The organism is Mesorhizobium sp. WSM4845, assembly GCF_055811455.1.
This window is the reverse complement of record NZ_JBVVQA010000003.1, coordinates 149,650-173,664: the sequence shown is the minus strand read 5'-3', so window position 1 is coordinate 173,664 and position 24,015 is coordinate 149,650. Positions and strand designations below refer to the sequence as shown.

Genomic DNA, 24,015 nt, shown 5'->3' with positions numbered 1-24,015 from the left:
CAATCCAAAATCAGTCCAACCCAAAGAAAGAAATGATTTCCATGAACAAGACCAATCCTGGCGTCGCCCTGGTGACGGGGGCGTCCTCCGGCATCGGGCGCGCGACGGCCATAGCTTTGCAAAGCGCCGGTTTCCGCGTGTTCGGCACCAGCCGTCGCGCAGCCAAAAACTCCGACGGCCTGACCATGCTGGCCTGTGACGTGACCGATGACGCGTCCGTGAGGAAACTGGTCGATGACGTGCTGGCCGAGACCGGGCGCATCGACCTGCTCGTCAACAATGCCGGCATGGGTTTGTTTGGTGGCGCGGAAGAGTCCTCAATGGTCCAGGCTCAGGCGCTGTTCGATGTGAACGTCTTCGGCGTGCTCCGCGTGACCAACGCGGTCCTGCCGATAATGCGCCGTCAAGGCAAGGGTAGAATCGTCAATCTGAGTTCGGTGCAGGGGTTCATTCCAGCTCCCTATTTCGCGCTTTATGCGTCGACCAAACATGCCATCGAAGGCTATTCCGAATCGCTCGACCATGAACTGCGCCCGTTCGGGATTCGCGTTGCATTGGTCGAACCCGCTTATACCCGCACGTCCTTTGAAGATAATCTCGCCAAGCCGGACCAGTTGCTTGATGTCTATGACGCCGCGCGCGCTGGCATGAACGCAGTCGTGCGCAAAGCAATGGAAAAAGGCGATTCGCCCGAATTGGTAGCCAAGACGGTTTTGGCGGCGGCGACCGATCGCGTTCCGAAGAGGCGCTATGCTGCGGGAAAAATGGCGCGCCAGGTCAGTCTCCTGCGCCGTTTCGTCCCCGCATCCGCATTCGACAAGAGCCTGCGCAAGCAGAACGGGCTGCCGGTCTGACGACATCGAAGACACTCCGTGAAATCGGAATCATCGGCCCTGGAACGTCGGCGCCGCATTGGCGCAGCGCAACCTGAAGCAATTGCCTAGAACGCCCCGGCGGTTGTTGGTGTTAGATAAGCGATATGTTATATTGCAGTGCGAAAGAGTGGGGGCCACGTCCTTTCACACCCGTAAGCGATCTGTATGTGCGACCCCTGCAGTCTTGTCGGTATCTCGGAAACCTCCCGGGCATGGGGTTCGGGAATTCGATGGGGGTAATGGGGCAATGCTTTACACGCTGGTTATGATGGTCTGCCTGACGGATGTGCCGCAGACCTGTGAACAACGCGAACAGATGGTAGACGGCCTGGCGATGAACCCAGGGACCGCCTTCATGCAGGCGCAACCGCTGGTCGCCCAGTGGATCGAGACGCATCCCGGTTATTTCGTGCAGCGCTGGCGCGTGCTGCCCGGCCGGGGAACGTGAGATCCGCAGCAGGGTTCTACTTCTTCGCGGCGAGGGTTTCCGAGACGGCCTTGGACAATTGATAAAGCCGCTGCTCGATGATCGTCGGCACTTCACAGACGTAAGTCAGTGATTGGACGCGTTCATTGAAAATTCGCGTTGCGAATTTCAGCTGCTCGGTGCGCCGTTCGATGTCGTCGGGATCCGCATCCGGCTTTGCCCGCAACGCATCGACGCTGGACGCTTCCTTGCGCAAGGCGGCGGCCATTTCGAGCTGCTTGTGGGCGTAACGGGAAATGCCTGAGATCACCTGCGAACGCTCGGCGTCCATGTGATCGAACATGCCTTGCACCAGCATCGCCATTTTCGGCGCAAGCTGCTCGGCCGGCAGCGAGGCGGCGAAATCCTTGATTTTCTTTTGGGCTTCGGCGATCGGCACCCGCCGGGCCGCCACCTCCTCGACCAGGCCGGAGACGGCAGGGTCCTTCGAAAAATCCTTGGCCGCTGGCGGAAGCTCCGGCCCGTTCCAGATCTGGCCGAGCGAGAGTTGCGGCACCTTGCGCTGTATGCAGGGCCAGTCCGGATCGGTATTCGCCGCCCTGGCGTTCAGGCTCGGCGCGAGCATGGCAACCACAGCCAGGCTGCGAACAAGGCTCATTCGTGCCATCAGGCATTTCCTCCGGTGTCTTGTTTGCGGGTCACCAGGCCGCGCGAAGGGTCGTAGGCGATGATGGCGGCGGCAAGGAACAGAACAGTGCAGCCGGCAACGACGCCCAGCGACAGCCAGTTGATCTGGCCGTAGAAGGCGAAGCGGATCAGTTCGACGGCATAGGTGAACGGATTGGCGAGGCAGATCTTGTGGAGCAGCGGGCTCGCCTCCTGGATGCGCCATAATGGATAGAGCGCCGGAGAGGCGAAATAGCCGGGAAAGATGACGAAGTTCATGATGCCGGCGAAATTTTCGAGCTGCTTGATCATCGACGACAAAAGCATGCCGAGCGCGCAAAGCATCATTCCCGACAGGAACAGTGCCGGCAGCACCATGAGATAGCCGATCGGCGGCGCCTTGACGCCCCAGAACCAGGCAACGATCAGGAACGCATAGACCTGCGCGATCGATACGGAGACGCCGGCGAGCATCTTCGACACCAGCAGGAACCAGCGCGGGAAGGGGCTGACCAGCAGGGTGCGCATGTTGCCCATCTCGCGGTCATAAACCATCGACAGCGAAGACTGCATGCCTGAGAACAGCAGGATCATGCCGCACAGCCCCGGCGTGATGTAGACCTCGTAGAGCACGTAGGTCTTGTAGGGCGGGATGATCGACACGCCGAGCACCTGCCGGAATCCGGCGGCAAAGATGAACAGCCAGATGAGCGGCCGAACCAGCGAGGATATGAAGCGCTCGCGCTGGTGCAGGAAGCGCAGGCATTCCCGCAGGACGACGCCCTTGAGGCAGATGAGATAGTGGCGCAGGCCGAATTTCTCGAACTTCTCCGGAAAGATACCGGCGACTTTTTCGGGCATTGAAGGAGCGCTCATGGCGATATCCCCGCGGTGCCGGCCGCCTCGATGCGGCTGAGCCTGGAAAAGGCGTCGCGGATCGAGCCGGCGCCGCTCGTCCTGACGACATCGGCCACCTTGCCCTTTGCGACCAGTTCGCCCTGCCGCAGCACGACGACATGGTCGCCGTCGTCAACCTCGTCGATCAGATGCGTTGCCCACAGCACGCCGATGCCCTCGGTTTCGACGAGCTTGCGGATGGTGGCGAGAATGCCGGCGCGCGACTGGATGTCGAGACCGACCGTCGCCTCGTCGAGCAGCAGCAGCGACGGGCGGTGGAGCAGCGCCCTGGCGATCTCGATGCGCCGCATCTGGCCGCCGGAAAGGCTGCGCGCCTTGTCATGCTGATGGCCCTGCATGTCAACGATATCGAGCAGCGCGGCAATGCGCTGCCGGGCCTCGCGTCCGCCGATGCCATGCAGCGCGGCGTGGTAGGAGAGGTTCTGGTAGACGCTGAGATCGAGGTCGAGCGTGCGCGCCTGGAACACGATGCCGACCCGCCTGAGCGCCTCGCCGGAGGCGCGGCTGACGTCATGGCCGAAGATGCGGATCGATCCGCGGCGCGTGTCGTAAAGATGGCTGATCAGCGAGAACAGGGTTGTCTTGCCGGCGCCGTTGAGACCGAGAAGCACGGTGAACGTCGCCGGCGCGATCGAGAACGAGACGTCGCTGAGCGCCCGCTTCGAACCATAGGAATGGCTGACGGCGGCGACGTCGAGCGCCGCCACCTGATCTCTCGGTCCGTTTGTCCTCACATGCTGCACGCCGGCTGGCTCCCTTGTCGTCGACCCAGTCTGGCCCAAGTCTAGCCCACGGGGCGCGATCGCGCAGGTCCTGCTTTTCAAACCTTACTTGATCGTGATCGTGCCCTTCATGCCCTTGTCGGCGAGGTCGGGCACCGACCATGTGTAGATGCCGGGCCTCACGGTGGTGAACTGTACCTGGATGGTGCCGTCGGCGTCGAATTCGAGCCACGCGGGTGCGCCGTTCATGTGCACCTCGAGGTCGTTGATGACGATCTGATTGTTCCACACATTGCGGAGCAGGTCGGTGTGGAATTTATACTCCAACCCGCCCGCCGCGGTGATCTTCCAGCGATAGCCCTGGCCGGCGATCAGCTCAAAATCCTTCTGGTTGGCGGTGAACTGGTCTTCCTTGCTGCCGAGGATAAGTTCCGGCACGTCCTTGCTGGCCCGGGTCGCCTTCTCGGCTTTCGGACTGGCCTCCGTGCTGGCCGCTCCGGCGGCGGCGTCATCGTCATCGCCGTCCTGCGCCCAGACCTGGCCCTGGGTGAGCACCATGCCCACCAGCGCGGCGAAAGCGACTGCCCGAAATTTCCGCATGATTTCCTGCCCTTCTGCTGTTTTTCTGCCGGTTTGATTCACTTGGTTTATTCAATGGTTCATGTGGCGGGATTCATTTGGGAGAGACGACAACCCCCCATGGCAGCGCGCCGACGGTCACCGACTGCACCGGCTCGTCGGTCGCCACGTCGATGAAGGTGATGTCGTTCGACACGCCGTTGGTCGAGATGATGGTCTTCTGGTCCGGGGTGAAAGCAAGCTGCCAGACCCGTTGGCCGACCAGCACATATTTCTCGACCTCGTATGTCTGCGTGTTGACCACCGCGACGCGGTTGGCCGGCCCGAGCGCCACATAGGCTTTCTTGCCGTCGGCGGTGATGCGCACACCGACCGGCTGGATGGATTCGGGCCTCAGGCCGGCAACCTCGAAGGTGATCTTCTGGACGACTTCGCGCGTTTGACTGTCGATCACCGAAACCGTGCCACCGATCTCGGCGCTCACCCAGGCCTGCTTGCCGTCGGGCGTGAACTCGACGAAGCGCGGACGCGCGTCAACCAGCACATTGTCGGTGATCTCGTGCGTCGACGTATCGATGAAATGCGCCATGTTCGTCGTTTCCGACGTGTTGACCATGGTCTTTCCGTCCGGGCTGACACCCATGCCCTCCGGTTCGACGCCGACCGGGATTTCCGCCAGCACCTTCTTGCCCTCGATGTCGATGACGGTGACGAGATTGTCGTCCTCATTGGCGACATAGAGCGTCTTGCCGTCAGGCGACAGCACGAACAGCTCCGGGTCGGGCCCGGAAGGCAAGGTGTCGACGATCTCCAGCGACGCCGTGTCGATGACCTCGATCGAATCATCGTCGCTGGCGCAGAGATAGATGTGCTTGCCGTCGTGCGAGATGGTGATGCCGCGCGGACGCTGCCCGACATTGACGGTCTTCACCACCTGCATCGTCGCGGTGTCGACGACGGTCATCGTGTTGTCTTTCTCGTTGGAGACATAGGCCATGTAGGCCGACGCCGGACCGGACATGAAGCCGGTCGCAACTATGGCGAGTGCGCAAGCTCGTCTCTGCACTGAAATTCCTCCCAAACTTTTCTACTTAAGCACGCATTTTGTTTCCGGCTCGTCGACCCCGAGCGTATCGAGCTCCGACAACTGGTGCAAAAATCCCTCCTGCGGCGAGGTCGAGACGACCGACCTGGTGTCGCCGAGGAAGATCGGCTGCCGCAACTGCTGGTTCCATTTGCGGAAGGTCAGTTTCTGCCCCTTGAAGGCGGCGATCGAAAAATCGTCGGAGCGGATGAAATCGGCCATCTTGCGCGGGTCGGCGCCCTGCGTGCGGGTCGCCGCCTCGCCGAGAATGCGCACCGCGGTCCACGCCGCCATGTCCTTCGACACCATGCGGCGGCCGTTTGCCTTGGCGAAGCGGTTCTGGATCTGGGTGCCGCCCCATTGCTCGCTGGCCGGATGCCAGGCCAAGGGGGTGAGGCCCGCGGTGCCGGCGACCGGCCGCGGAATCCAGGTGCGGAACGGAACGTAGGTGCCGAACACCTCGCTTTCGTCGGCGACCAGCAGCACATCGTGCTCCGGCAGGTCCTGGGTGAAGACAGGCATCTGCCGCTGGATCTGGACGACGCCGGAATCGGTCCGCCGCGCCGTGCCGGTATCCTCGAACAGCTTTTCGCCGACGATCTCGCCGCCGAAGCGCGTCGCCGCCCGGCGCAGCGCCTCGGCAAAAAGCTGGTCGCGCTCGTGCGAGCCGTAGATCAGCACCCAGCGCCGCCATTGCTTCCAGATGAGATATTGCGCCAGCCCGTCGGCCAGCATGCTGCGCGTCGGGATGGTGTGGAAGATGCTGGCGCGGCATTCCTCCTCGCGAAGACTGTCGTCGGTGGCGCCGGCGTTGAAGATCAAGACGCCGTTGTCGCGGGCAAGATCGGCGATCGACAGCAACTGCCTGGCCGAGAGGTCTGCGACCACATAGCGGTTGCCTTTGGCGATCATCTCCTGGAAGGCCGGAAAGACATCGGCATCCGGCTTCACCTCGGTCACGTCGAGGCTGAATTTCTGGCCGAGGAAGCTGCCGGTCGTGTTGTTGTCGGCAATCGCCACATTGCCGCCGGCAACGCCTTCATCGCGCGGCGGGACGTCGAGCACCGACAAGGCCAGTTGCGGCGCATAGGCACGCAAATAGCCTATCTTGATCTCGGACAGCTTTTTTTCCGGCTTGGCCGTTGCGGTCGGCTGCTTGCCCGTCGCTTCCTGGGCGAGCGCGCAAGCAACGTTGACGGTCAGGGAAAAAAAGCACAAAAAGGCCGCCAGAGTGCCCGGCACCGCGCTCGTCATCGATAAAATTACCCGTTCTTGCGCTAAAGTCCGATTGTTGTCGGAGCGGCGCGAAGTCAAGGTGCCCGTGATGAGCTTAGCTGACCCGCAAATTTTATCAAACCCTGAAAGTGGACTTCTCACGTCTGCTTTAGTGCCGTGCCTGCTCGCCCGAACGGCGACCGAGCGGATTTCGGTATTCGGGCCCAAAAGCGTCCTTTTCCTCATGCCGGAGAAAGTCCGTCAATGACCAGAATGCTGGCCAGCGTCACCGGCGTCGACGAGGCGGAGATCGCGCTTTCAGGCGGTGCCGACATTGTCGACCTGAAGGATCCGAAGGCGGGAGCGCTGGGCGCGGTGTCCACGCAGACCATCCGCCGGACGATTTCACTGATCGCCGGCCGGGCGCCGGTCAGCGCGGTCTGCGGCGACCTGCCGATGGAACCCGAGACGATCCGCGCCAAGGCCGAAGAGATCGCCGCAACCGGCGTCGATTACGTCAAGATAGGTTTTTTCCCGTTGGCAAATGTCGCGGCTTGTGCTGCGGCGCTCGAACCGCTCGCCGCGCGAACGAAACTGATCGCGGTGCTTTTCGCCGACCTGGCGCCGGATTTCGAGCTTCTGCCGATGCTTGCCAAACATCGCTTCCACGGCGCCATGGTCGACACTGCCAACAAGGCCAACGGGCGGCTGCTCGACCATCTGCCGCCCGAGCGTATCCCGGGATTCATCGATCGAGCGAAATCGCTCGGCCTCATGGTTGGGCTGAGCGGATCGCTGGAAGCCCCTGATATTCCACGCCTGCTGCCCTTCGCTCCCGATTTTCTCGGCTTTCGCGGGGCGCTGTGCGGGGATTCCGGCCGCGTGGGTTCGATCAGCGCCGAGGCGGTTGCGCAGATCCGCGAGTTGATGCCGGAAGCATCCCGGGCCGGCGGCGCGTCGAGCGTCGACTACCGCCTGCTGGCGGCGAGGGGCTATTCGCCGGGCACCGACCCGACACTGGGCACCGACAAGATCTTCGTGCGGGACTTTGTCCTGCCGGTCCAGATCGGCGCCTACAGTTTTGAGCACGGCCATACCCAAAAAGTGCGTTTCGACGTGACCGCCGACGTGCTGCAAGTCACCGACCATCCCGAAGACATGCGCCATGTGTTCTCCTACGACATCATCATGGACGGCATTCGCACCATTGTTGCGCGGGGCCACATCCAGCTTAGCGAGGCCCTGGCCGAGCAGGTGGCGACCTACATTCTGGAGAACCCGCGTGTCGTGCGGGTCACGGTAAGGGTGGAAAAACTCGAACTCGGCCCAGGCGGCGTCGGCGTCGAGATCGAACGCAAGCGCCAATCGGCAGGTCGCGGCGTCGCCTCCGGCCCTGCCGGTCGAAAAGACCAAGGCGCTGCTTCCCGGCCGCGACAGGAAAGGCCCGAGGCCTTCAGGCGAGCCGCCGTCAAGCCGTCCGTCGTCAAGCTTGGCGGCAGCACCGTCCATGCGGCGGAACTGGAAAGCTGGATCGCGGCGCTGGCGGGTTCCAAGCTGCCGATCGCCATCGTGCCCGGCGGCGGCCTGTTCGCCGACCAGGTGCGCGAGACGCAGATTTACATGGATTTTTCCGACACCGCCGCCCACGCCATGGCGATCCTCGCCATGGAGCAGTTCGCCCAGGTCATCCTCGACCGTGACGAAAGGCTGGCGCCGGCACGGTCGCTGGAAGAAATGGGGCGGGCGCTGGACGCGGGGAAGATCCCGGTGTGGCTGCCGTCGTCATTGGCGCTGCCGGCGCCGGACATTCCGGCGTCCTGGGATGTTACCTCCGATTCCCTTGCCGCCTGGCTTGCCGGCAAGCTCGGCGCGAACGCGCTGCTCTTGATCAAGCAGACCGGCGCCTTCTCCGGCAGCGACACGATCGACAGCCTGGCGGTCAGAGGCATCGTCGACGCCGGCTTCGCCGCCATGCTGCCCGACGGTGTCGATGTCCACCTCGCCGGCCCGAAAGATGCCGCCGAGGCCGGGGCGCTGCTCGCGGCGGGCAATCTGCCCGGCATTGCGATCGCGGCTTCGATCCGGTCGGCAAGAAAAGCAGGGTAGGCGATGGCGACGCTGCATACGCCGCGCTGGGCATGGGTTTTGACCGGTTCCGGTCATTTTTTTACGGAGAGTTTTGCACTCATCCACCAGATCGAGCATTGCGATGTCTTTGTGTCGAAAGCCGCCAACGAAGTGCTGCGCATGTACAAGCTCAAGCTCGATTTCCCGGAGACGACGCGCGTGCTGCACGACAAGACGGCGAGCGCGATCCCGGTCGGCGAATTCTATCACGGCGTCTATCATACGGTGGTGGTGGCGCCGGCCAGCTCCAACACGGTCGCCAAATGCGTGCACGGCATTTCTGACACGCTCGCCACCAACGTCTTTGCCCAGGCCGGAAAATGCCGGGTGCCGGCCATCGTCTTTGCCTGCGACACCGCGCCGGAACTCGAAACCAAGGCGCCGCATGGGCTGGTCAAGGTCTATCCGCGCAGCATCGACCTGGAGAATACCAACCAGCTAAAGAGTTTTGAGCGAACCCAGGTGGTCGAGTCGCTTGCCGATCTCGAAGCCTCGGTCAGGCGGCGCCACGCCGAACTCCCAAGCCATGGCTGAGCGGCTGGTCTTTCTTACCGGCCATCTGGCCAAGGTCCGGCTGGAAAGGCTGCTGGCCGGACTGGGCGAAACCGAATTTGCCTGGGAGATCATCGACATCGGTGTCAAGGTCGCGGCGCTGATGAGCGAAGACATCATCAAGCGGCGACTCAGCCTGGCAGGCGGCACCGACCGCGTCATCCTGCCTGGCCGCTATCGCGGCGAAATCGAGCATCTGTCGAACCATTTCGGCGTGCCCTTCGTCCGCGGGCCCGACGAGATCGCTGATCTGCCGGCCTTTCTCGGCCGGGCGGGCGAGCCGCCTGACCTTTCGCGTCACGACATGCGCATCTTCGCCGAAATCGTCGATGCGCCGATGCTGTCGGTCGAGGCGCTGGTGGCGAGAGCACGGACGCTGGCCGCGGCCGGCGCCGACGTCATCGATCTCGGCTGCCTGCCGGAAACACCGTTTCCGTTGCTGGACGAGGCGGTGCGCGAGCTGAAGGCACAGGGATTTCTGGTCAGCGTCGATTCCGCCAGCACCGACGAACTGTCGATCGGCGCAGGCGCCGGTGCGGACTACCTTCTCAGCCTCGATGAGAACACGCTGCCGCTGGCCTTCGACCACAAGGCCGTGCCAGTGCTGATCCCGGCCACGCCCGGTGACCTGGATTCGCTTGGCCGGGCCATCGAAGCGGCACAGAAGGCCGGCGTCGGCTTCCTCGCCGATCCGGTGCTTGATCCGATCCATTTCGGCTTTGCCGCCTCACTCGGGCGTTTCATCGAGGCGCGCCGCCGCTGGCCCGAGGTCGAACTGCTGATGGGGACAGGCAATCTCACCGAATTGACCGACGCTGACAGTTCCGGGGTTACCGCGGTTCTGGCCGGGCTCTGCTCGGAACTTCAGATCCGAAACGTGCTTGCCGTGCATGTCAGCCCGCATACGCTGCGAACGATCGAGGAGCACGACATTGCCCGCCGCATCCTGTTTGCCGCCAAGAGTGACGGCGCGCTGCCGCGGAGCTACCATCCAGGGCTGCTGCAGGTTCACGACCGCAAGCCGTTCACCGCCTCGACCGAGGATATCGCAATACTTGCTGCGGAGGTGCGCGACGCCAACTTCCGCATCATGACCGCGCAGGACGGCATCCATGTTTTCAACGGCAAGGGGCATGCGGTTGCCACGGATGCGTTCGAACTCTTTGCCGGGCTTGGCGTTGAGGCGGATGGAGCACACGCGTTCTATCTCGGCGCCGAACTGATGAAGGCCGAGATCGCGTGGCGCCTCGGCAAGCGCTATGTGCAAGACGAGCCGCTCGCATGGGGCGTTGCCGCGCCGGCTCCCGAAACCGACCGCAGCCGTCTTGCCGAAGCGGGCCACACGCTTCGCGCGAATAAAGAGCGCTAATGCCGTTCATTCGCGAATCGATCATCACTACCGTCAGCAAAGCCGGCGACGTCCACATTGCGCCGATCGGTATCATCGCCGAGAAGGACGGCTGGGTGATCGCGCCGTTCCGGCCGTCGATCACGCTCGACAATCTCGCCGAAGTGCCGTTCGCCATTGCCAATTACACCGACGACGTCCGCATCTTTGCCGGCTGCCTCACTGGCCGCAAGCATTGGCCGACCGTTGCGGTAAACGGGTGTCCGGTGCCGCGTCTCGCAGCGGCGCTCGCGCATTCGGTTCTCGAAGTCGAAAGTGTCGATGACGATGCCATGCGGCCTCGCCATTTCTGCCGCGTGGTGCAGGAGGAAACGCATGCGCCGTTCACCGGCTTTAACCGCGCCAAGGCGGCGGTGCTGGAACTGGCCATCCTGGTCAGCCGGCTCGGCATGCTGCCGCGCGACAAGATCGAGGCGGAAATCGCCTACCTTTCAATTGCCATCGAAAAGACTGCGGGCGAGGGCGAAAAGGAAGCCTGGGGCTGGCTGATGCAGCGTGTCGGCGATCACCTGTCGGCCGAGGATGCCAGCGGCGAGGATGCGCGGGGGTGAACCGGATATGCTGAACCAGGGTAAGCGTCCGGGCTGACGTGGTTTAGCGTGGTACACGGTGGCGCTGATCTCAAACGGCGGTGTTCGACCCTTGCGGTCATTGAGCCCGGTATGCACGATGACCGGAATGGGCACGAATGCTGACTGGCAGCTTTGAGGCTCGGATTATAAGAAGCGGCCCTTCAGCCCCCCGCGGGTACCGAACGTGATCTGACCCCGATCCGACCATTCCCGCCGCACGATGCCGCCCGAAAGCCGGCATTCAAAGGATCCAGCGGCCAAGCGCAGGTTGCCGGAACCGACTCATGAGTGCGCGCGCCGTTTATCCAATCATGTGAGCCACTGGCATGCCCCAGCGCCGGGCTTGGCCATCAATTCGCAATGAGGTCAGAGATCGAGGCAAACGGTGCCTAGCGGCCGGCTGCAGCAAGCCAGCACATAACCAGCCGCCTTCTCTTCAAGGCTGAGTCCTCCAAGGTCGTCGATCACGACGTCACCTGAGAGCTTGACCGTCCGACAGGTTCCGCAAATGCCCTGCTGGCATGCGGTAGGGATGTAGAGGCCGCTATTGCGCGCCGCATCGAGCAGAGTCTCTCCAGGCGCACACAGGTGCTCCACGCCAGACCGGGCGAAACGGACACAAGTCGGGCCAGCGGCAGCCGATTGAGGAGCCATGGAATTGCCCACGGCGCCGCCGAAACTTTCCTCGTGATACTGGGAGGGTGCGATGCCGATCCCCGCGACACAGGCCCGAACCGTCTGCATAAACGGCTCGGGGCCGCAAACGTAAGACGTGCGCTGGTGAAGGTCCGGAGCCAGCCGCAAGAGCATGGGGCCGTCGATGCGACCGAAAGGGCCCTGCCACGCCGAACCTTCCTGGCTGCAGATGAAGCTTACATCGACATTGGAGAATCGCGCGGCGAGCGCCTCCAACTCGGAGCGGAAGGCGATGTCGTCCGCCGTCCGGGCGCAATGAATGAAACGGATGTCATGACCAGATGCCCGGTCGGTTAACGCCCGCAGCATCGACATAACGGGAGTGATGCCGCTGCCGCCCGAAAGGAAAAGCGGCTTCTCGGATGGTAGATCGTCGAAGTTGAAACGTCCGACCGGCCCTTCGATTTCAATGTTGTGGCCCGGCCGGAGATTGTCGTGAAGCCAGTTGGAAACAAGCCCGCCCTTCACCCGCTTCACCGTGATCTGCAGGTCGAGCGGTCGAGTCGGCGGCGACGACACCGAGTACGGTCTCGTTACCCGGGCGCCGTCGATTGTCAGGTTCAGGACTAAATACTGGCCTGCACTAAAGCTGAACATGTGGCCAGAAGCAGCTGAAAAGACGAATGTCTTAACGTCGTGTGTCTCATCGATGACGCGCCGGCAGCGCACGAACTGTCTTGAGCTCTCCGCCCATTGCCGTTGACGCAGCGCTGGAGCGAAATCGGTGGCCGAAAAGGGAGCGTGCGCGTTCATGATTGGACTCTGCTTGACCCGACCAGAATGGCAGCCGGGATACTTTCAAAAAAGCGGCAGATGTCGGCTTTACAATCGGATATTTCGATCTAGCTTTCCATGGACATAACGGCCAGGTGGAGCGCGCGAATCCCTCTACGGATGATCGGCTCGTGCTTGCGGCGCGCCAAAATAGCGGTGTGAACCGGCTGCTGAAGCGCGGGCGCGCCCTCGACCACAAAAGACGGCCGCTCGGCGGTATACCGCCGAGCATCGTCACTGCGCATATAGCAAGTGCCACCCATGCGCCGCAGCATCGCTTCGGCGAGCGTTTCCGAGCCCATCGAAAGACGGCCTATCGCCAATTGCGGCAGCGCCTCGGCGTGGGCTTTTTCAAGCGCGACCGTGTAGCCCGGCCGGATATACGTATCCGCGTTGACCTCCGACAGGATCCTGGCCGTCGTAGACACCATCACATATTCTTCAACCATGAGAGGATCGTAGGAGATTTCAGGGAGGTATCGGGGCGCGTAGACCACAGCAATATCGAGGTTTCCCAAGCTCAAGTCGGAAATCATCTGCGGCGAGTAGTCGGACTCTACGTGAATTGACGATTTCGGCAGCACCTGGAACAGAGTTTCCACCCAACCCGGCAATATCGATCGCGTCATCCCGACCTGCGCAGCGACGCGCAAGGTGCCCTCGAACCGGTTGAATGCCCGAACGTCATGGCGGGCCTGAGACCATGTCGACAGCATCGCGCGCGCATAGGCTTCGAAACGTCGCCCCGCCGCGGTCGGTTCGGCGCCGGCGCGTCCCCTCAGGAAGAGCTCCGAACCGATGGCCTGCTCTAGGTTCCTGATGCGGGTACTGACCGTCGACTGCGTAACCCCAAGGCGATCGGCCGTACGGTTGAAATTTCGCGACTCCATAATGTCGAGAAAGGTCTCAATGTGATCCAGCTGCATGTCGCCTCGCAATCGAAAAATCCGATCGTATTACCTCGGATCACAAGCTTGATCAAATAATTCCCAAGGCGGAAGCTGCGGTTGAAGAAGCCGGCTGGGTTAGCCGGCCTGCCGCGCCAGGGGAGTTGGTTAGGGTGTTCATAGTCGATTGCGATTGTCACAATTACTGGTCGAGCGCTACGGTGCTCGAGCCATATCTTTCCGGCGTCTGGAAAGACATGTTCACAGAAGGCGAAAAAACTGGTCCGAGAGGCGCCTTCCCCCACGGTCACCGTCCGTGGTTTCACCCGCAGGATTTCTCCCGGAAGGACGTCAGGCCCGAGACGGAGGCCGACAACTATCTCGTCATGAAAGAAAAGCACCTCGACAAATACAATGTCGGAGCCGCTATCCTCACCGGCGACGAGCCGATCGAAGCCTCCACGCTGGCCAATCCCTATTACGCAAGTGCACTGGTCAGCGCCTATAACGACTACCAAATCGCCGAATGGCTTCCCAAAGACAGTCGTTTTATGGGCTCCATCATCATCGCGCCGCAGGATCCGAAGCTCGCAGCAGCCGAGATCCGCCGCCTCGGCAACCATCCGCGTATGGTGCAGGTTCTGGCCTCCCAAGGCTCGGTCAAACCCTACGGTGATCCGTTCTACCATCCCATTTTCGAGGCTTGCGCCGAAGTCGGGCTGCCATTCGCGATCCACCTGGGCGGCCATGGCGGCATCAACTGGAACGCCGTGGCACCGGCTCCCACGACCTTCTTCTGGGAGACGCACGCTATTCTTCACATGTCGGCCTTGTCGCATGTGGCAAGCATGATCGCGCATGGCGTTTTCGAAAAATGGCCGGACCTGTATTTCGTGATCATCGAGTGCGGTGTGGCCTGGGTTCCATCGGTATTATGGCGTCTGGACGCAGATTACAAAGCGCTGCGCAAGGAAACGCCGTGGCTGAAGATGCTGCCCTCGGAGTATTGCCGGCGCAATATCCGCTTTTCCACGCAGCCGCTGGAGCAGCCCGCGAACATACAGCATCTCTGGTCCACTCTCGAAGCGATGGACGGCGAGAACACGCTGATGTTTGCCTCCGACTACCCGCATTGGGATTATGACGATGCCAACACGCTGCACATCCCGCCTGCCTGGAGGAGCAAGATCATGGGGTTGAATGCGCTCGAGGTCTATAAACGCATTCCCCGCACGCAAGCGGCTAATGCCGCCTGACGGGAGCAGACAATGGCTGAGAAAACGTACATTTGCCGGGTCGACGAAATCGAGACCGGAACTCCCTACATCGCCAAAATCCGCAGCCTTTCAGTCGGGGTTTTCCGCATCGGAGATTCATTCCATGCCTTGCTGAACGTTTGTCCGCACCGAGGCGCTCCGCTTTGCGAGGGACCGCAATGCGGAACCACGGCGCCGGTCGACCAAGCGCAGTTCATCTATCACCGCGAGAACGAGATTGTGCGCTGCGCCTGGCACGGTTGGGAATTCGACATAAAAACCGGTGCGGCCCTGGTCGATCCGGGCGTACGTGCCCGAACATTCCCGGTCACGGTGGAAGCTGGTGAAATCTATGTAACGGCGTAAGATTTGTGTCGAAAACGCTGAAAATCGAAAGGAGGCAAATCGGCTGAATCCGCCAGATCTGCTCGATAATGCCAACAACAAGAATGCGGGAAATCCGCAATGGGAGGAAGCAGTGTCAGAATCTGAATATAATCTCCGCCTGGCGCAAAACCTGATCGGCCGCGGCAAGGTTTCGCGCCGTGATTTCATCCAGCTCGGGCTGGCGGCCGGCCTGACGGTCGCCGCCGGCGACAAGCTCTTCGTGACCGTGGCGCGGGCCGAACCGCAGCGGGGCGGCTTCGCCAAGCTCGGCATGGCACATGGCGCGACGACGGATTCGATCGATCCGGCCGGCTATCTCGACACCTTCACGCAAACCGCCTTTTCGGGTGCCATGTCCAATAGCCTGACCGAGGTCGACGCGAAAGGCAGCATCCAACCGGATCTTGCCGAGAGCTTCGAGACCTCGGACGACGCGACGACATGGGTCTTCAAGCTGCGCAAAGGTGCGACCTTCCACAACGGCAAGACCGTAACAGCGGACGACGTGGTCGCCTCGATGCAATACCACATGGGAGTCGACACCAAATCGGCGGCGAAGTCGCTGCTGGAATCGGTGACCAATATCAAGGCGGACGGTCCGGAAACGATCGTTTTTAAACTAAACAGCGGCAATGCAGACTTTCCCTACATCATGAGCGACTATCACCTTGTCGTCATGCCTGCCAAGGACGGAAAGGCGGACTGGGAATCGGGCGTCCGGACCGGTGCCTTCGTGCTTGAGAATTTTCAGCCCGGCGTCTCGGCCAAGCTCAAGCGCAATCCCAACTACTTCAAGAACGGCAAACCCTATTTTGACGAGGTGGAGTTTATCGCCATCACGGACCTCGCAGCGCGTATGGCGGCGCTGTCAACCGGCGAGGTGGATTATATCGGCCGCGCCGACCTGAAAACGCTCGGTATGCTGAAGCGCAAGCCGAATATCGAAATCCTCGAGGTCACCGGATACGGCCATTACACGCTGCCGATGAACGTGACGGTGGCGCCATTCGACAACCCCGATGTGCGCATGGCGTTGAAATGGGCCATCGATCGCGAGGAAATTGCGCAGAAGATCTTCCTTGGCCATGCAACCGTCGGAAATGACAACCCGATCGCACCGGCAATCAAGTTCGCCATCAATCCGGAGCCGCAGCACAAGTTCGATCCGGAAAAGGCGCGCTTCCATCTGAAAAAAGCGGGAATCGAAAATCTCAAGGTCGACCTTTCCGTCGCCGACGCCGCTTTCGCCGGCGCCGTGGACGCAGCCGCCCTCATCCGCGAGACGGCGGCCCAATGCGGCATCGATGTCAATGTGGTGCGCGAGGCCGAGGACGCCTATTGGGACAATGTCTGGCTCAAGAAACCGTGGTGCGCCTCCTATTGGAGCGGTCGTGCAACGGCCGACTGGATGTTCACGCAGGCCTACTCGGCCGATTCCAGCTGGAACGACACGTTCTGGAAAAATCCTCGCTTTAACGAACTGCTGATCCAGGCACGCGCCGAGACCGACGAGGCCAAGCGCTCCGCGATGTATGCAGAAATGCAGCAGTTGACGCATGACGACGGCGGCGCCATCGTCCTGGTCTTCAACAATTTTGTCAGCGCCAAGTCCAAGAAACTGGCGCATGGCGAGGTGGCGCCGAACTGGGAGAATGACGGACTGAAGATGGCCGAGCGCTGGTGGATAGCCAACGCGTGACGTTCGCCAGGCGAACTGCCCGCGGCGCGGGCGGTTCGCTGTTTTCAGGGGAAAGGCTCGAAGGTACCGCCCATGAACCCGGTCGTTAGAACGGTTCTGCAGCGCCTGGGCCTTGGCCTGATCACGCTCTTTATCGTCTCGATCATCATATTTTCGGCGATTGCCATGCTTCCGGGCGATTTCGCCAAGGCGATGCTTGGTCAATCTGCGACGCCCGAGACGGTCGCTGCCTTCCAGCGCGAGATCGGCATCGATCGTCCGCCGGTCGAGCGCTATTTCGCCTGGGTCGGACAGATCGTGCAGGGGGATTTCGGCTCTTCCTTCGCAAGCCGCACCGGCTACCGGCGCACGGTCGCCGAGATCATTGCGCCCCGGCTCTACAACACGATGTTCCTCGCCGTGATGACCGCCCTTATAGCGGTCCCTCTCGCGCTGGGACTCGGCATTCTCGCCGCTCTCTATCGCAACAGCTGGTTCGACCGTGTGGTGAACACGGTGACGCTGACGACGATTTCGTTCCCCGAATTCTTCGTCGCCTATATGCTGGCCTATCTCATCATCTCGCGCGACACGTTCATCGGAACCGAATTTGCACAATCCCTACCCGAGTGGCTCGCGTCTTCGATCAACTGGGTCCTGAACCTGGTTCCCAAATTTCCGACACTGGCGAATATCAGCGACCAAACGCCGTTCTGGGAGCACGTCTGGCGCGCAGCGCTGCCGTCCATCACCCTGACGCTGGTGATTGTTGCCCATATGATGCGTATGACGCGAGCGGCGATTATCAACATGCTGGCAAGCCCCTATATCGACATGGCGCGGCTCAAGGGAATGTCGCCAATGGCAATCGTTCTCAGACACGCCCTGCCTAATGCCTGGGCGCCCATCGTCACGGTAATTGCTTTCAACCTCGCTTATCTCATCGTCGGCGTGGTCGTGGTCGAGGTGGTGTTCGTCTATCCCGGCATCGGCCAATTGATGGTCGATGCGGTGAAGTCGAGGGATGTTCCGGTCGTGCAAGCCTGCGCCTTGATTTTCGCGGCAACCTACATCCTGCTCAACCTGACCGCCGACATCATTTCCATCGCCACCAATCCGAGGCTTTTGCACCCGCGATGACCAGTATCGAACACGCCGTGGCGGTTCCGAGACAAAGGCGCACGCGCGCCTCGCGGGTAAAAACCGCACTCAGAAAGGCTCCCTTCAGCGCCTGGTTCGGCATCGTGGTCATCCTTGGCTATGTCTTCGTCGCGCTGTCGGCGCCCTGGATAGCGCCCTACGGAGAAACGCAGGTTTTCAGCGAAGCCTTCGCGCCCTGGAGCCAGGAATTCATCGTCGGGACCGACCAACTCGGCCGCGACGTGCTCACCCGGCTGATCTATGGCGCGCGCAATACGGTCGGCATCGCTCTCGCGACTACGCTTCTGTCCTTCGCGGTCGGCGTCACTCTCGGCTTGCTGGCCGCGATGTACCGGGGTTGGCTCGACCAAATTTTGTCACGCGCGGTAGACGTGCTGATGTCGATCCCGAGCCTCATCTTCGCGCTGGTGTTGCTATCCATCTTCGGTTCCTCGGTCACCAGCCTGATCCTCATCATCGCCCTGCTCGATTCAACCCGCGTATTTCGGCTGGCGCGTGCGGTCGGGCTGAATGTTGCCGTCATGGAATATGTCGAAGCCGCGCAACTGCGTGGCGAAGGGCCGAGATGGATTCTGACTAAGGAGATCCTGCCCAACGTGCTGCCGCCGCTGATCGCGGAATTCGGTCTCCGCTTCTGTTTCGTTTTCCTCACCATCGCCGCGCTCTCCTTTCTCGGCGTCGGCATCCAGCCCCCGACAGCCGACTGGGGCTCGATGGTGCGGGAAAACGCCACCCTCATCACCTATGGCGACATTACTCCGCTCTTGCCGGCAGGCGCGATCGCCCTTCTCACGGTTTCTGTGAATTTCGTTGTCGATTGGTTCCTGCACACGACAAGCGGGTTGCGCGATGAAAAGTAAGGATTCTGGCCCACGCGAAAAGGGAACGAAACTCCTCAGCGTTCGCGACCTTCACGTCGAAGGGTTTTCCGACGAGCGCTGGCACCCGATCGTTCGCGGTGTGGATCTCTCGCTAAAGCGCGGTGAGGTTCTCGGCCTCATAGGCGAGTCCGGCGCCGGAAAATCCACCATTGGGCTTGCCGCGATGGGATATGCCAAGCCAGGTTGCCGGATAACGCAAGGATCGATCCTGTTCGACGGGATCGACCTCCTCGCCATGAGCGAAACCGCACGGCGGCGGCTCCGAGGCTCGCGCATCGCCTATGTCGCGCAAAGCGCGGCCGCCTCCTTCAACCCGGCCCACCGGCTCCTCGATCAGACCGTCGAAACGGTCGTGGCGCACGGGATCGCCAGTCGCGAGGCAGCGAATCGGGATGCCATCGAACTTTACCGGCGTCTTCACCTGCCGGATCCGGACAGCATCGGCTTCCGCTATCCTCACCAGGTCTCCGGAGGGCAGTTGCAGCGGGCAATGACCGCGATGGCGATGGCCTGCCGGCCCGACCTGATCATCTTCGACGAGCCGACGACGGCGCTCGACGTGACCACACAGGTGGAGGTCCTCGCCTCGATCCGCAAGATTGTCGAAGAGTTCAACACTGCCGCGATCTACGTCACGCATGATCTGGCGGTGGTTGCGCAGATGGCGGACCGGATCATGGTTCTGCGCCATGGCCGTACTGTGGAGGAGGCCGAAACACGCCAGATGCTTGCGGCGCCGGCCGAAGACTATACGAGGACGCTCTGGGCGGTGCGAAAGCTAGCCAAACCCGAAGTGCCGGCCGCGGACCATCTGCTGACGATCGATAACATCACCGCCGCCTACGCAGGGAAAGTCAAGGTTCTGCAGGATGTATCGATCAAGGTGCCGCGCGGACGGACGGTAGCGGTCGTCGGTGAATCTGGTTCCGGTAAATCAACGCTCGCCCGCGTCATCACCGGCCTGCTGCCGCCGGTCTCGGGCTCGATCTCATTTGCGGGGCATCGTTTGCCAAGAACACTGAAAGAGAGGCCCAAAGACATTCTGCGCCGCATCCAGATGATCTATCAGATGCCTGACAACGCGCTCAATCCGCGTCAGACCGTCGAGGAGGTCATCTCCCGGCCACTCGAGTTCTATCTCGGCCTCAAAGGGGCGGCGTGCGACCGCCGCGTTGGCGAACTCATGCACATGATCGAGATGGACGAAAGCTTCCTCGACCGTTTGCCGGGCGAACTCTCGGGCGGTCAGAAGCAGCGCATCTGCATTGCCCGGGCGCTGGCTGCTAATCCGGAGCTCATCATCTGCGACGAGGTGACCTCGGCCCTCGACCAGATCGTACAGGAAGAGATCCTGAAGCTTCTTATGCGGCTCCAACAAGAATTCGGAGTCAGCTACATTTTCATCACGCACGACATCGCGACGGTGCGGGCAATCGCAGACGAAATTGTCGTCATGCATCAAGGCAAAGTCGTCGAGCAGGGGCTCAAGACCGAAATCCTGACGCCGCCGCATGCTCCGTATACCGAACTGCTTCTCTCCTCCGTGCCGGAGATGGATCCAGACTGGCTGACGAAGCTGCTGGAAACCCGGGAGCGCAAGCGGGTCGGCGCGGCGAACTGAATCCCAACGTATTGACCGCTTGGCTCCAGTTCTCGCGCGAACGTCGGTTATGCCGCAACGGCGACGTCCAGAATGGTCGCAACAATGTCTGCTTTCAGGCAGTAGCAACGGCCATCTCAAGGGTCGAAGTGAGGCGATCCACGCCGGCTAACTCGTGAACCACGCGGCATGCTGCCGGTGCACCAGTGAAGCCAATGATCGAAAGTCTCATGCCGCGTTGGTAACTCGGCTGGAACTAAAGACGCCACCCGCCATGCCCCAACCCAACGCGGTTGATGTCGTTCGACCAGCCATCTTGCTGGTCGGGCTCTTAGTCGTATTGGCACTCGTGGTGGGCCACTAGAGCCCCGATGATGCCACGATGCAACAGCAGCTAGGACCGGCCATATTTGTTACGAATGGTGTCGATGTCGGATTGATCGCCCCGGCCTCGTCGTTCCAGAAAATGAAGGAGCAACGATATGTCTGAAAAGGAAGTCTTGTCTGTCATCCGGGGCCAGGAAGACGCAACTGCCAAGGGGGACGCCCGCGCCAACCTCGATGCCATGGACCCGGATGTCGTGGTTTTCGATCTGCCGCCGCCGCTTGCCTATCGAGGCGAACAGGCACGCGACATCGAAGGGATAAATGCTTGGTTTGCAACTTGGCGCAACGGCGTCACCGTTCACATGGCTGACCCGCAACTCATGATCGACGGCGATCTTGCAGTGGCCTTCGGGCTGTCGCGCATGACTGGCATTAAGACCGATGGCACAAAGGTCGACTCCTGGAGCCGGCGAACCATCGTGCTAAGGCGCATCGCCGGTTCTTGGAAAATCATCCACGAACATGCCAGCTTCCCTATGGCAATGGACGGAAGTGGGCGCGCTGTGACGGATCTCTTGCCGTAGTTCCGGAACGCCTAACGTCCTCAACAGGGATGTCGGCTTTCACGCGGCAAGGGTTCGTAGGTGAACGGTCGATTTGGCGGCGCGTTGCTGACAGTCAGCCTTGCGGCCATTGGCGGACTTGCGGCTTAGAGGCTGAATGTCAGAAGCGTTCGGGAGCCTATATCCGTTCCCAAAATCGCACATTGAGCGCAACCAGCGGTTCTGACCCTAAGCTGCCGTTTCACCTTGGAAGTTCGGGCCGGGTGGGACAGCGGACGTTCCGCGATATCCAAGTCAGACCTTGCAGGAAAATGACAAAACCCCGGAAGCAGTCGATCCTGGGTCGATCATGTCCTTGTCTGATCAGGGATTATGATGACATCGCTGCGTCGGCCGCCTCGGCGGCGCGCCGCCTCAACAGGGCATGTTCCCGCCTGTTGCCCGCCAGCGCCGCGGCTGCTTCGAACGCGGCGCGCGCCTCCTCGTAGCGGCCGAGTTTGCGGAGCAGGTCGCCGCGAACGCTCGGCAGCAGGTGATAGCCTTTGAGCGCCGGCTCGCGCGAAAGGCGGTCCACGATCACCAGCGCCACTTCTGGGCCCTCGGCCATGCCGACGGCAACCGCGCGGTTGAGGTCGATGATTGGCGAGCGCACGACAGCCACCAGCTCCGCATATAGTCCGGCGATGCGCGACCAGTCGGTATCACTTGCCGTCCTCGCCTGGGCGTGGCAGGCGATAATCGCTGCCTGTAGGGCGTAAATGCCGCCCGCTCCGCCTAATTCGCGCGCTCGCCCGAGCGCCTGCATCCCGCGCCGGATCTGGAGCTGGTCCCAGAATGCGCGGTTCTGGTCCAGCATGAGGATTGGCTCGCCCGCGGCGTCAGTACGAGCCGCCGTGCGCGAGGCGTTCAGCTCCATCAGAGCGAGCAGTCCATAGGCTTCGGGCTCGTGCGGCACGATGGAGGTGAGCACGCGGCCCATGCGAAGCGCTTCATTGCAGAGTTGGGGGCGCAGCCAGTCCTCGCCGCTCGCCGCGGTGTAGCCTTCGTTGAAGACGAGGTAGACGACCTCCAGCACCGAGGAGAGCCGCTTTGAGAGCTCCTCGCCGCTTGGGGTCTCGTAGGCCAGCCCCGATTCCGAAAGAGTTCGCTTCGCCCGCACGATGCGCTGGGCGATCGTCGCCTCCGGCAACAGGAAGGCCCTGGCGATCTCCTCGGTTGTCAGGCCGCAGATCATCCGCAGTGCCAGCGCCGCGCGCGCCTCGCGCGATAGTCGCGGGTGACAGGCGGTGAAGATGAGCCGAAGTAGTTCATCGCCTATGTCGTCGTCCAGGGCCGAGTCGAGGTCGGGCATTGCCTGCTGCTCCTCCTCCATGTCCCAGGCGATAATGTCGTGCTTGCGCTCGAGCATCCGGCTGCGGCGCAGATGATCCAGGGCCCGGCGCTTGGCGGTCGCCATCAGCCAGGCGCCGGGTTTTTCCGGAACGCCTGTGGCCGGCCACCGCTCAAGGGCCGCCAGCAGGGCTTCCTGCGTCAAATCCTCGGCCAACGGCACATCGCGCAGCATCCTCGCCAGACTGGTGATCAGCCGGGGCTGCTCGATCCGCCACACGGCGAGGATCGTGCGATGGGCGTCGGCGACCGTCATGGCCGCCGACGCCGTCTGCAGGAACCTCGCCTCAAGGGCCGGCAAACGCGCGGACCTCGCACGTGCCCTCCCAATCCGGCATGAAATCCTTGTGGAGCTGCATGAACTCGACCGCCGACGCCACAGCCTCTTCCTTGTTCCGGAACTCCATGATTGCGTAGCCCCCGATGACCTCCTTCGCCTCGACGAACGGACCGTCGATGACGCTGAGCTTCCCCTCGGCGATGCGCACCTGCGCGCCCATCGCGACCGGCGTGAGCCCGCCCATGTCGACCATGCGGCCGGCCTTGATTTCCCGGTCGGCGAGCTTGTTCATCGCCTCGATGAGTTCCGCCGTTGGCGGTCCGGCGTGGGCGGAAGTGACGAACGACATGAAGCGCATTTGAGAACTCCTCCTGAGGCGAGCCGCGGACGTGGTGGCCGCTGAACAGTCTCGCAAATAAGTCGACGAACCAGCCCCCGGCGGATCGACATGCGCTTTGAATAAAATCACGCCCGGGCTCTAAAGACGATGGGCGAGTGAACAGGGTCGATTGGCCAACCCCATCAAACTCCAACGTCGTGAGTTCCGTTGCCGCGTTATTTTGGCGCCTAGGAGGCTGGTACTAACTTCCGCCAAGGGGTCGACTTCCGCCGTTGGACGTCCGTCAATTTAACGGCCGGTTCTGACCCATTCGAGACCTTCATTCTCGGCGTTGCGAATGGCAGCAACGCGCCTAATCTCAGCCGTTCGTCGACGCTCAGCTCGATCCCGAATCCCGCCTTTCGCTCAGTCGTTGTGATGGGCTCGAGTCAAGACGTGCAATCCAATGGATTGGCGGCTATCCGCCGGCATGATCCCGCCGCAGGAGCGAAGTCCGCCTCACGCAAGAAACGCGCCGGCCGATGAAGGCTGAGTTGCATTCGAACCAACGGCCGCTTGATGAACAGTCGAGATCTCTACCGGTGAGCTATCGGGGAGCTGCTGATACCAAACTCAACTTAATTTCGGATTGGGCTATAAGGCACTTGCCGA

General features: G+C 61.7%; 23 protein-coding genes. 13 read left to right on the top strand and 10 right to left on the bottom strand.

The window, feature by feature from the left end:
- Positions 1 to 41: 41 nt before the first annotated feature.
- A complete protein-coding gene (locus tag AC0L2C_RS05045) occupies positions 42 to 854 on the top strand; it encodes an oxidoreductase (protein ID WP_287363580.1) in 813 nt (270 codons plus the stop codon).
- Positions 855 to 1,122: 268 nt separating this feature from the next.
- Entirely contained in the window at positions 1,123 to 1,323 is a 201-nt protein-coding gene (locus AC0L2C_RS05040) for a hypothetical protein (RefSeq protein ID WP_023797709.1), read from the top strand.
- A 16-nt stretch (positions 1,324 to 1,339) separates the two neighbouring features.
- Here the strand turns inward: AC0L2C_RS05040 and AC0L2C_RS05035 are convergent, their stop codons facing one another.
- The 6 genes from AC0L2C_RS05035 to AC0L2C_RS05010 form a co-directional block, all read right to left on the bottom strand.
- Positions 1,340 to 1,969, bottom strand: coding sequence for a hypothetical protein (locus AC0L2C_RS05035; protein WP_287237889.1), 630 nt, complete (start codon positions 1,967 to 1,969; stop codon positions 1,340 to 1,342).
- Positions 1,969 to 2,829 carry an ABC transporter permease gene (locus tag AC0L2C_RS05030; protein WP_287238017.1) on the bottom strand — a complete coding sequence of 287 codons (861 nt, stop codon included), beginning with the start codon at positions 2,827 to 2,829 and terminating at the stop codon, positions 1,969 to 1,971. Before AC0L2C_RS05030 ends, AC0L2C_RS05035 begins: the two co-directional genes overlap by 1 nt.
- A gap of 11 nt (positions 2,830 to 2,840) precedes the next feature.
- On the bottom strand, positions 2,841 to 3,629 hold the full coding sequence (locus AC0L2C_RS05025) for an ATP-binding cassette domain-containing protein (RefSeq protein WP_473522859.1): 789 nt from the start codon (positions 3,627 to 3,629) through the stop codon (positions 2,841 to 2,843).
- An 84-nt stretch (positions 3,630 to 3,713) separates the two neighbouring features.
- Positions 3,714 to 4,208, bottom strand: coding sequence for a cupredoxin domain-containing protein (locus AC0L2C_RS05020; protein ID WP_287237887.1), 495 nt, complete (start codon positions 4,206 to 4,208; stop codon positions 3,714 to 3,716).
- 73 nt (positions 4,209 to 4,281) lie between these two features.
- Positions 4,282 to 5,208 carry a YVTN family beta-propeller repeat protein gene (locus tag AC0L2C_RS05015; protein WP_287238016.1) on the bottom strand — a complete coding sequence of 309 codons (927 nt, stop codon included), beginning with the start codon at positions 5,206 to 5,208 and terminating at the stop codon, positions 4,282 to 4,284.
- A gap of 66 nt (positions 5,209 to 5,274) precedes the next feature.
- Entirely contained in the window at positions 5,275 to 6,525 is a 1,251-nt protein-coding gene (locus AC0L2C_RS05010; RefSeq protein ID WP_287237886.1) for an ABC transporter substrate-binding protein, read from the bottom strand.
- A gap of 225 nt (positions 6,526 to 6,750) precedes the next feature.
- Between AC0L2C_RS05010 and AC0L2C_RS05005 the strand changes: the two genes are divergently transcribed.
- From AC0L2C_RS05005 to AC0L2C_RS04990, 4 genes are read left to right on the top strand one after another with little or no spacing between them, the layout of a single operon-like run.
- Positions 6,751 to 8,592, top strand: a complete 1,842-nt coding sequence (locus AC0L2C_RS05005; protein ID WP_287237885.1) for a (5-formylfuran-3-yl)methyl phosphate synthase — start codon at positions 6,751 to 6,753, stop codon at positions 8,590 to 8,592.
- A 3-nt stretch (positions 8,593 to 8,595) separates the two neighbouring features.
- Positions 8,596 to 9,147 (top strand): flavoprotein, encoded by a 552-nt coding sequence (locus AC0L2C_RS05000; protein ID WP_287237884.1) that lies wholly within the window; start codon positions 8,596 to 8,598, stop codon positions 9,145 to 9,147.
- Positions 9,140 to 10,534, top strand: a complete 1,395-nt coding sequence (locus AC0L2C_RS04995) for a DUF6513 domain-containing protein (protein ID WP_287062210.1) — start codon at positions 9,140 to 9,142, stop codon at positions 10,532 to 10,534. Before AC0L2C_RS05000 ends, AC0L2C_RS04995 begins: the two co-directional genes overlap by 8 nt.
- Positions 10,534 to 11,124, top strand: a complete 591-nt coding sequence (locus AC0L2C_RS04990) for a DUF447 domain-containing protein (protein WP_287062209.1) — start codon at positions 10,534 to 10,536, stop codon at positions 11,122 to 11,124. Before AC0L2C_RS04995 ends, AC0L2C_RS04990 begins: the two co-directional genes overlap by 1 nt.
- Before the next feature lie 387 nt (positions 11,125 to 11,511).
- Here AC0L2C_RS04990 and AC0L2C_RS04985 read toward each other — a convergent pair whose 3' ends face one another.
- Both AC0L2C_RS04985 and AC0L2C_RS04980 read right to left on the bottom strand, forming a co-directional pair.
- Positions 11,512 to 12,594: an FAD-binding oxidoreductase gene (locus AC0L2C_RS04985; protein ID WP_287237883.1), complete on the bottom strand. Its 1,083-nt coding sequence runs from the start codon at positions 12,592 to 12,594 to the stop codon at positions 11,512 to 11,514.
- An 89-nt stretch (positions 12,595 to 12,683) separates the two neighbouring features.
- Positions 12,684 to 13,541 (bottom strand): LysR family transcriptional regulator, encoded by an 858-nt coding sequence (locus AC0L2C_RS04980; protein ID WP_128166462.1) that lies wholly within the window; start codon positions 13,539 to 13,541, stop codon positions 12,684 to 12,686.
- 134 nt (positions 13,542 to 13,675) lie between these two features.
- Between AC0L2C_RS04980 and AC0L2C_RS04975 the strand changes: the two genes are divergently transcribed.
- The 7 genes from AC0L2C_RS04975 to AC0L2C_RS04945 all read left to right on the top strand — a co-directional run bounded on the left by AC0L2C_RS04975 (position 13,676) and on the right by AC0L2C_RS04945 (position 21,376).
- A complete protein-coding gene (locus AC0L2C_RS04975) occupies positions 13,676 to 14,758 on the top strand; it encodes an amidohydrolase family protein (RefSeq protein WP_031254382.1) in 1,083 nt (360 codons plus the stop codon).
- Between the two features lie 12 nt (positions 14,759 to 14,770).
- The gene (locus tag AC0L2C_RS04970; protein WP_023797723.1) at positions 14,771 to 15,124 is read left to right on the top strand and encodes a Rieske (2Fe-2S) protein; all 354 of its coding nucleotides are present in this window, start codon (positions 14,771 to 14,773) and stop codon (positions 15,122 to 15,124) included.
- Between the two features lie 112 nt (positions 15,125 to 15,236).
- Positions 15,237 to 16,844 (top strand): ABC transporter substrate-binding protein, encoded by a 1,608-nt coding sequence (locus AC0L2C_RS04965; protein WP_287062202.1) that lies wholly within the window; start codon positions 15,237 to 15,239, stop codon positions 16,842 to 16,844.
- A 72-nt stretch (positions 16,845 to 16,916) separates the two neighbouring features.
- Complete coding sequence (locus AC0L2C_RS04960; RefSeq protein ID WP_023797725.1) at positions 16,917 to 17,963, top strand: ABC transporter permease; 1,047 nt, start codon at positions 16,917 to 16,919, stop codon at positions 17,961 to 17,963.
- Positions 17,960 to 18,844: an ABC transporter permease gene (locus AC0L2C_RS04955; protein WP_023797726.1), complete on the top strand. Its 885-nt coding sequence runs from the start codon at positions 17,960 to 17,962 to the stop codon at positions 18,842 to 18,844. Before AC0L2C_RS04960 ends, AC0L2C_RS04955 begins: the two co-directional genes overlap by 4 nt.
- On the top strand, positions 18,834 to 20,486 hold the full coding sequence (locus AC0L2C_RS04950) for an ABC transporter ATP-binding protein (protein WP_023797727.1): 1,653 nt from the start codon (positions 18,834 to 18,836) through the stop codon (positions 20,484 to 20,486). The genes AC0L2C_RS04955 and AC0L2C_RS04950 overlap by 11 nt, the downstream gene beginning before the upstream one ends.
- A 461-nt stretch (positions 20,487 to 20,947) precedes the next feature.
- Positions 20,948 to 21,376: a YybH family protein gene (locus tag AC0L2C_RS04945; protein WP_473522858.1), complete on the top strand. Its 429-nt coding sequence runs from the start codon at positions 20,948 to 20,950 to the stop codon at positions 21,374 to 21,376.
- Positions 21,377 to 21,725: 349 nt separating this feature from the next.
- Here AC0L2C_RS04945 and AC0L2C_RS04940 read toward each other — a convergent pair whose 3' ends face one another.
- Positions 21,726 to 23,000: an RNA polymerase sigma factor gene (locus tag AC0L2C_RS04940; RefSeq protein ID WP_287242582.1), complete on the bottom strand. Its 1,275-nt coding sequence runs from the start codon at positions 22,998 to 23,000 to the stop codon at positions 21,726 to 21,728.
- Positions 23,001 to 23,031: 31 nt separating this feature from the next.
- A complete protein-coding gene (locus tag AC0L2C_RS04935; RefSeq protein ID WP_023797731.1) occupies positions 23,032 to 23,382 on the bottom strand; it encodes a YciI family protein in 351 nt (116 codons plus the stop codon).
- Positions 23,383 to 24,015 lie beyond the last annotated feature (633 nt).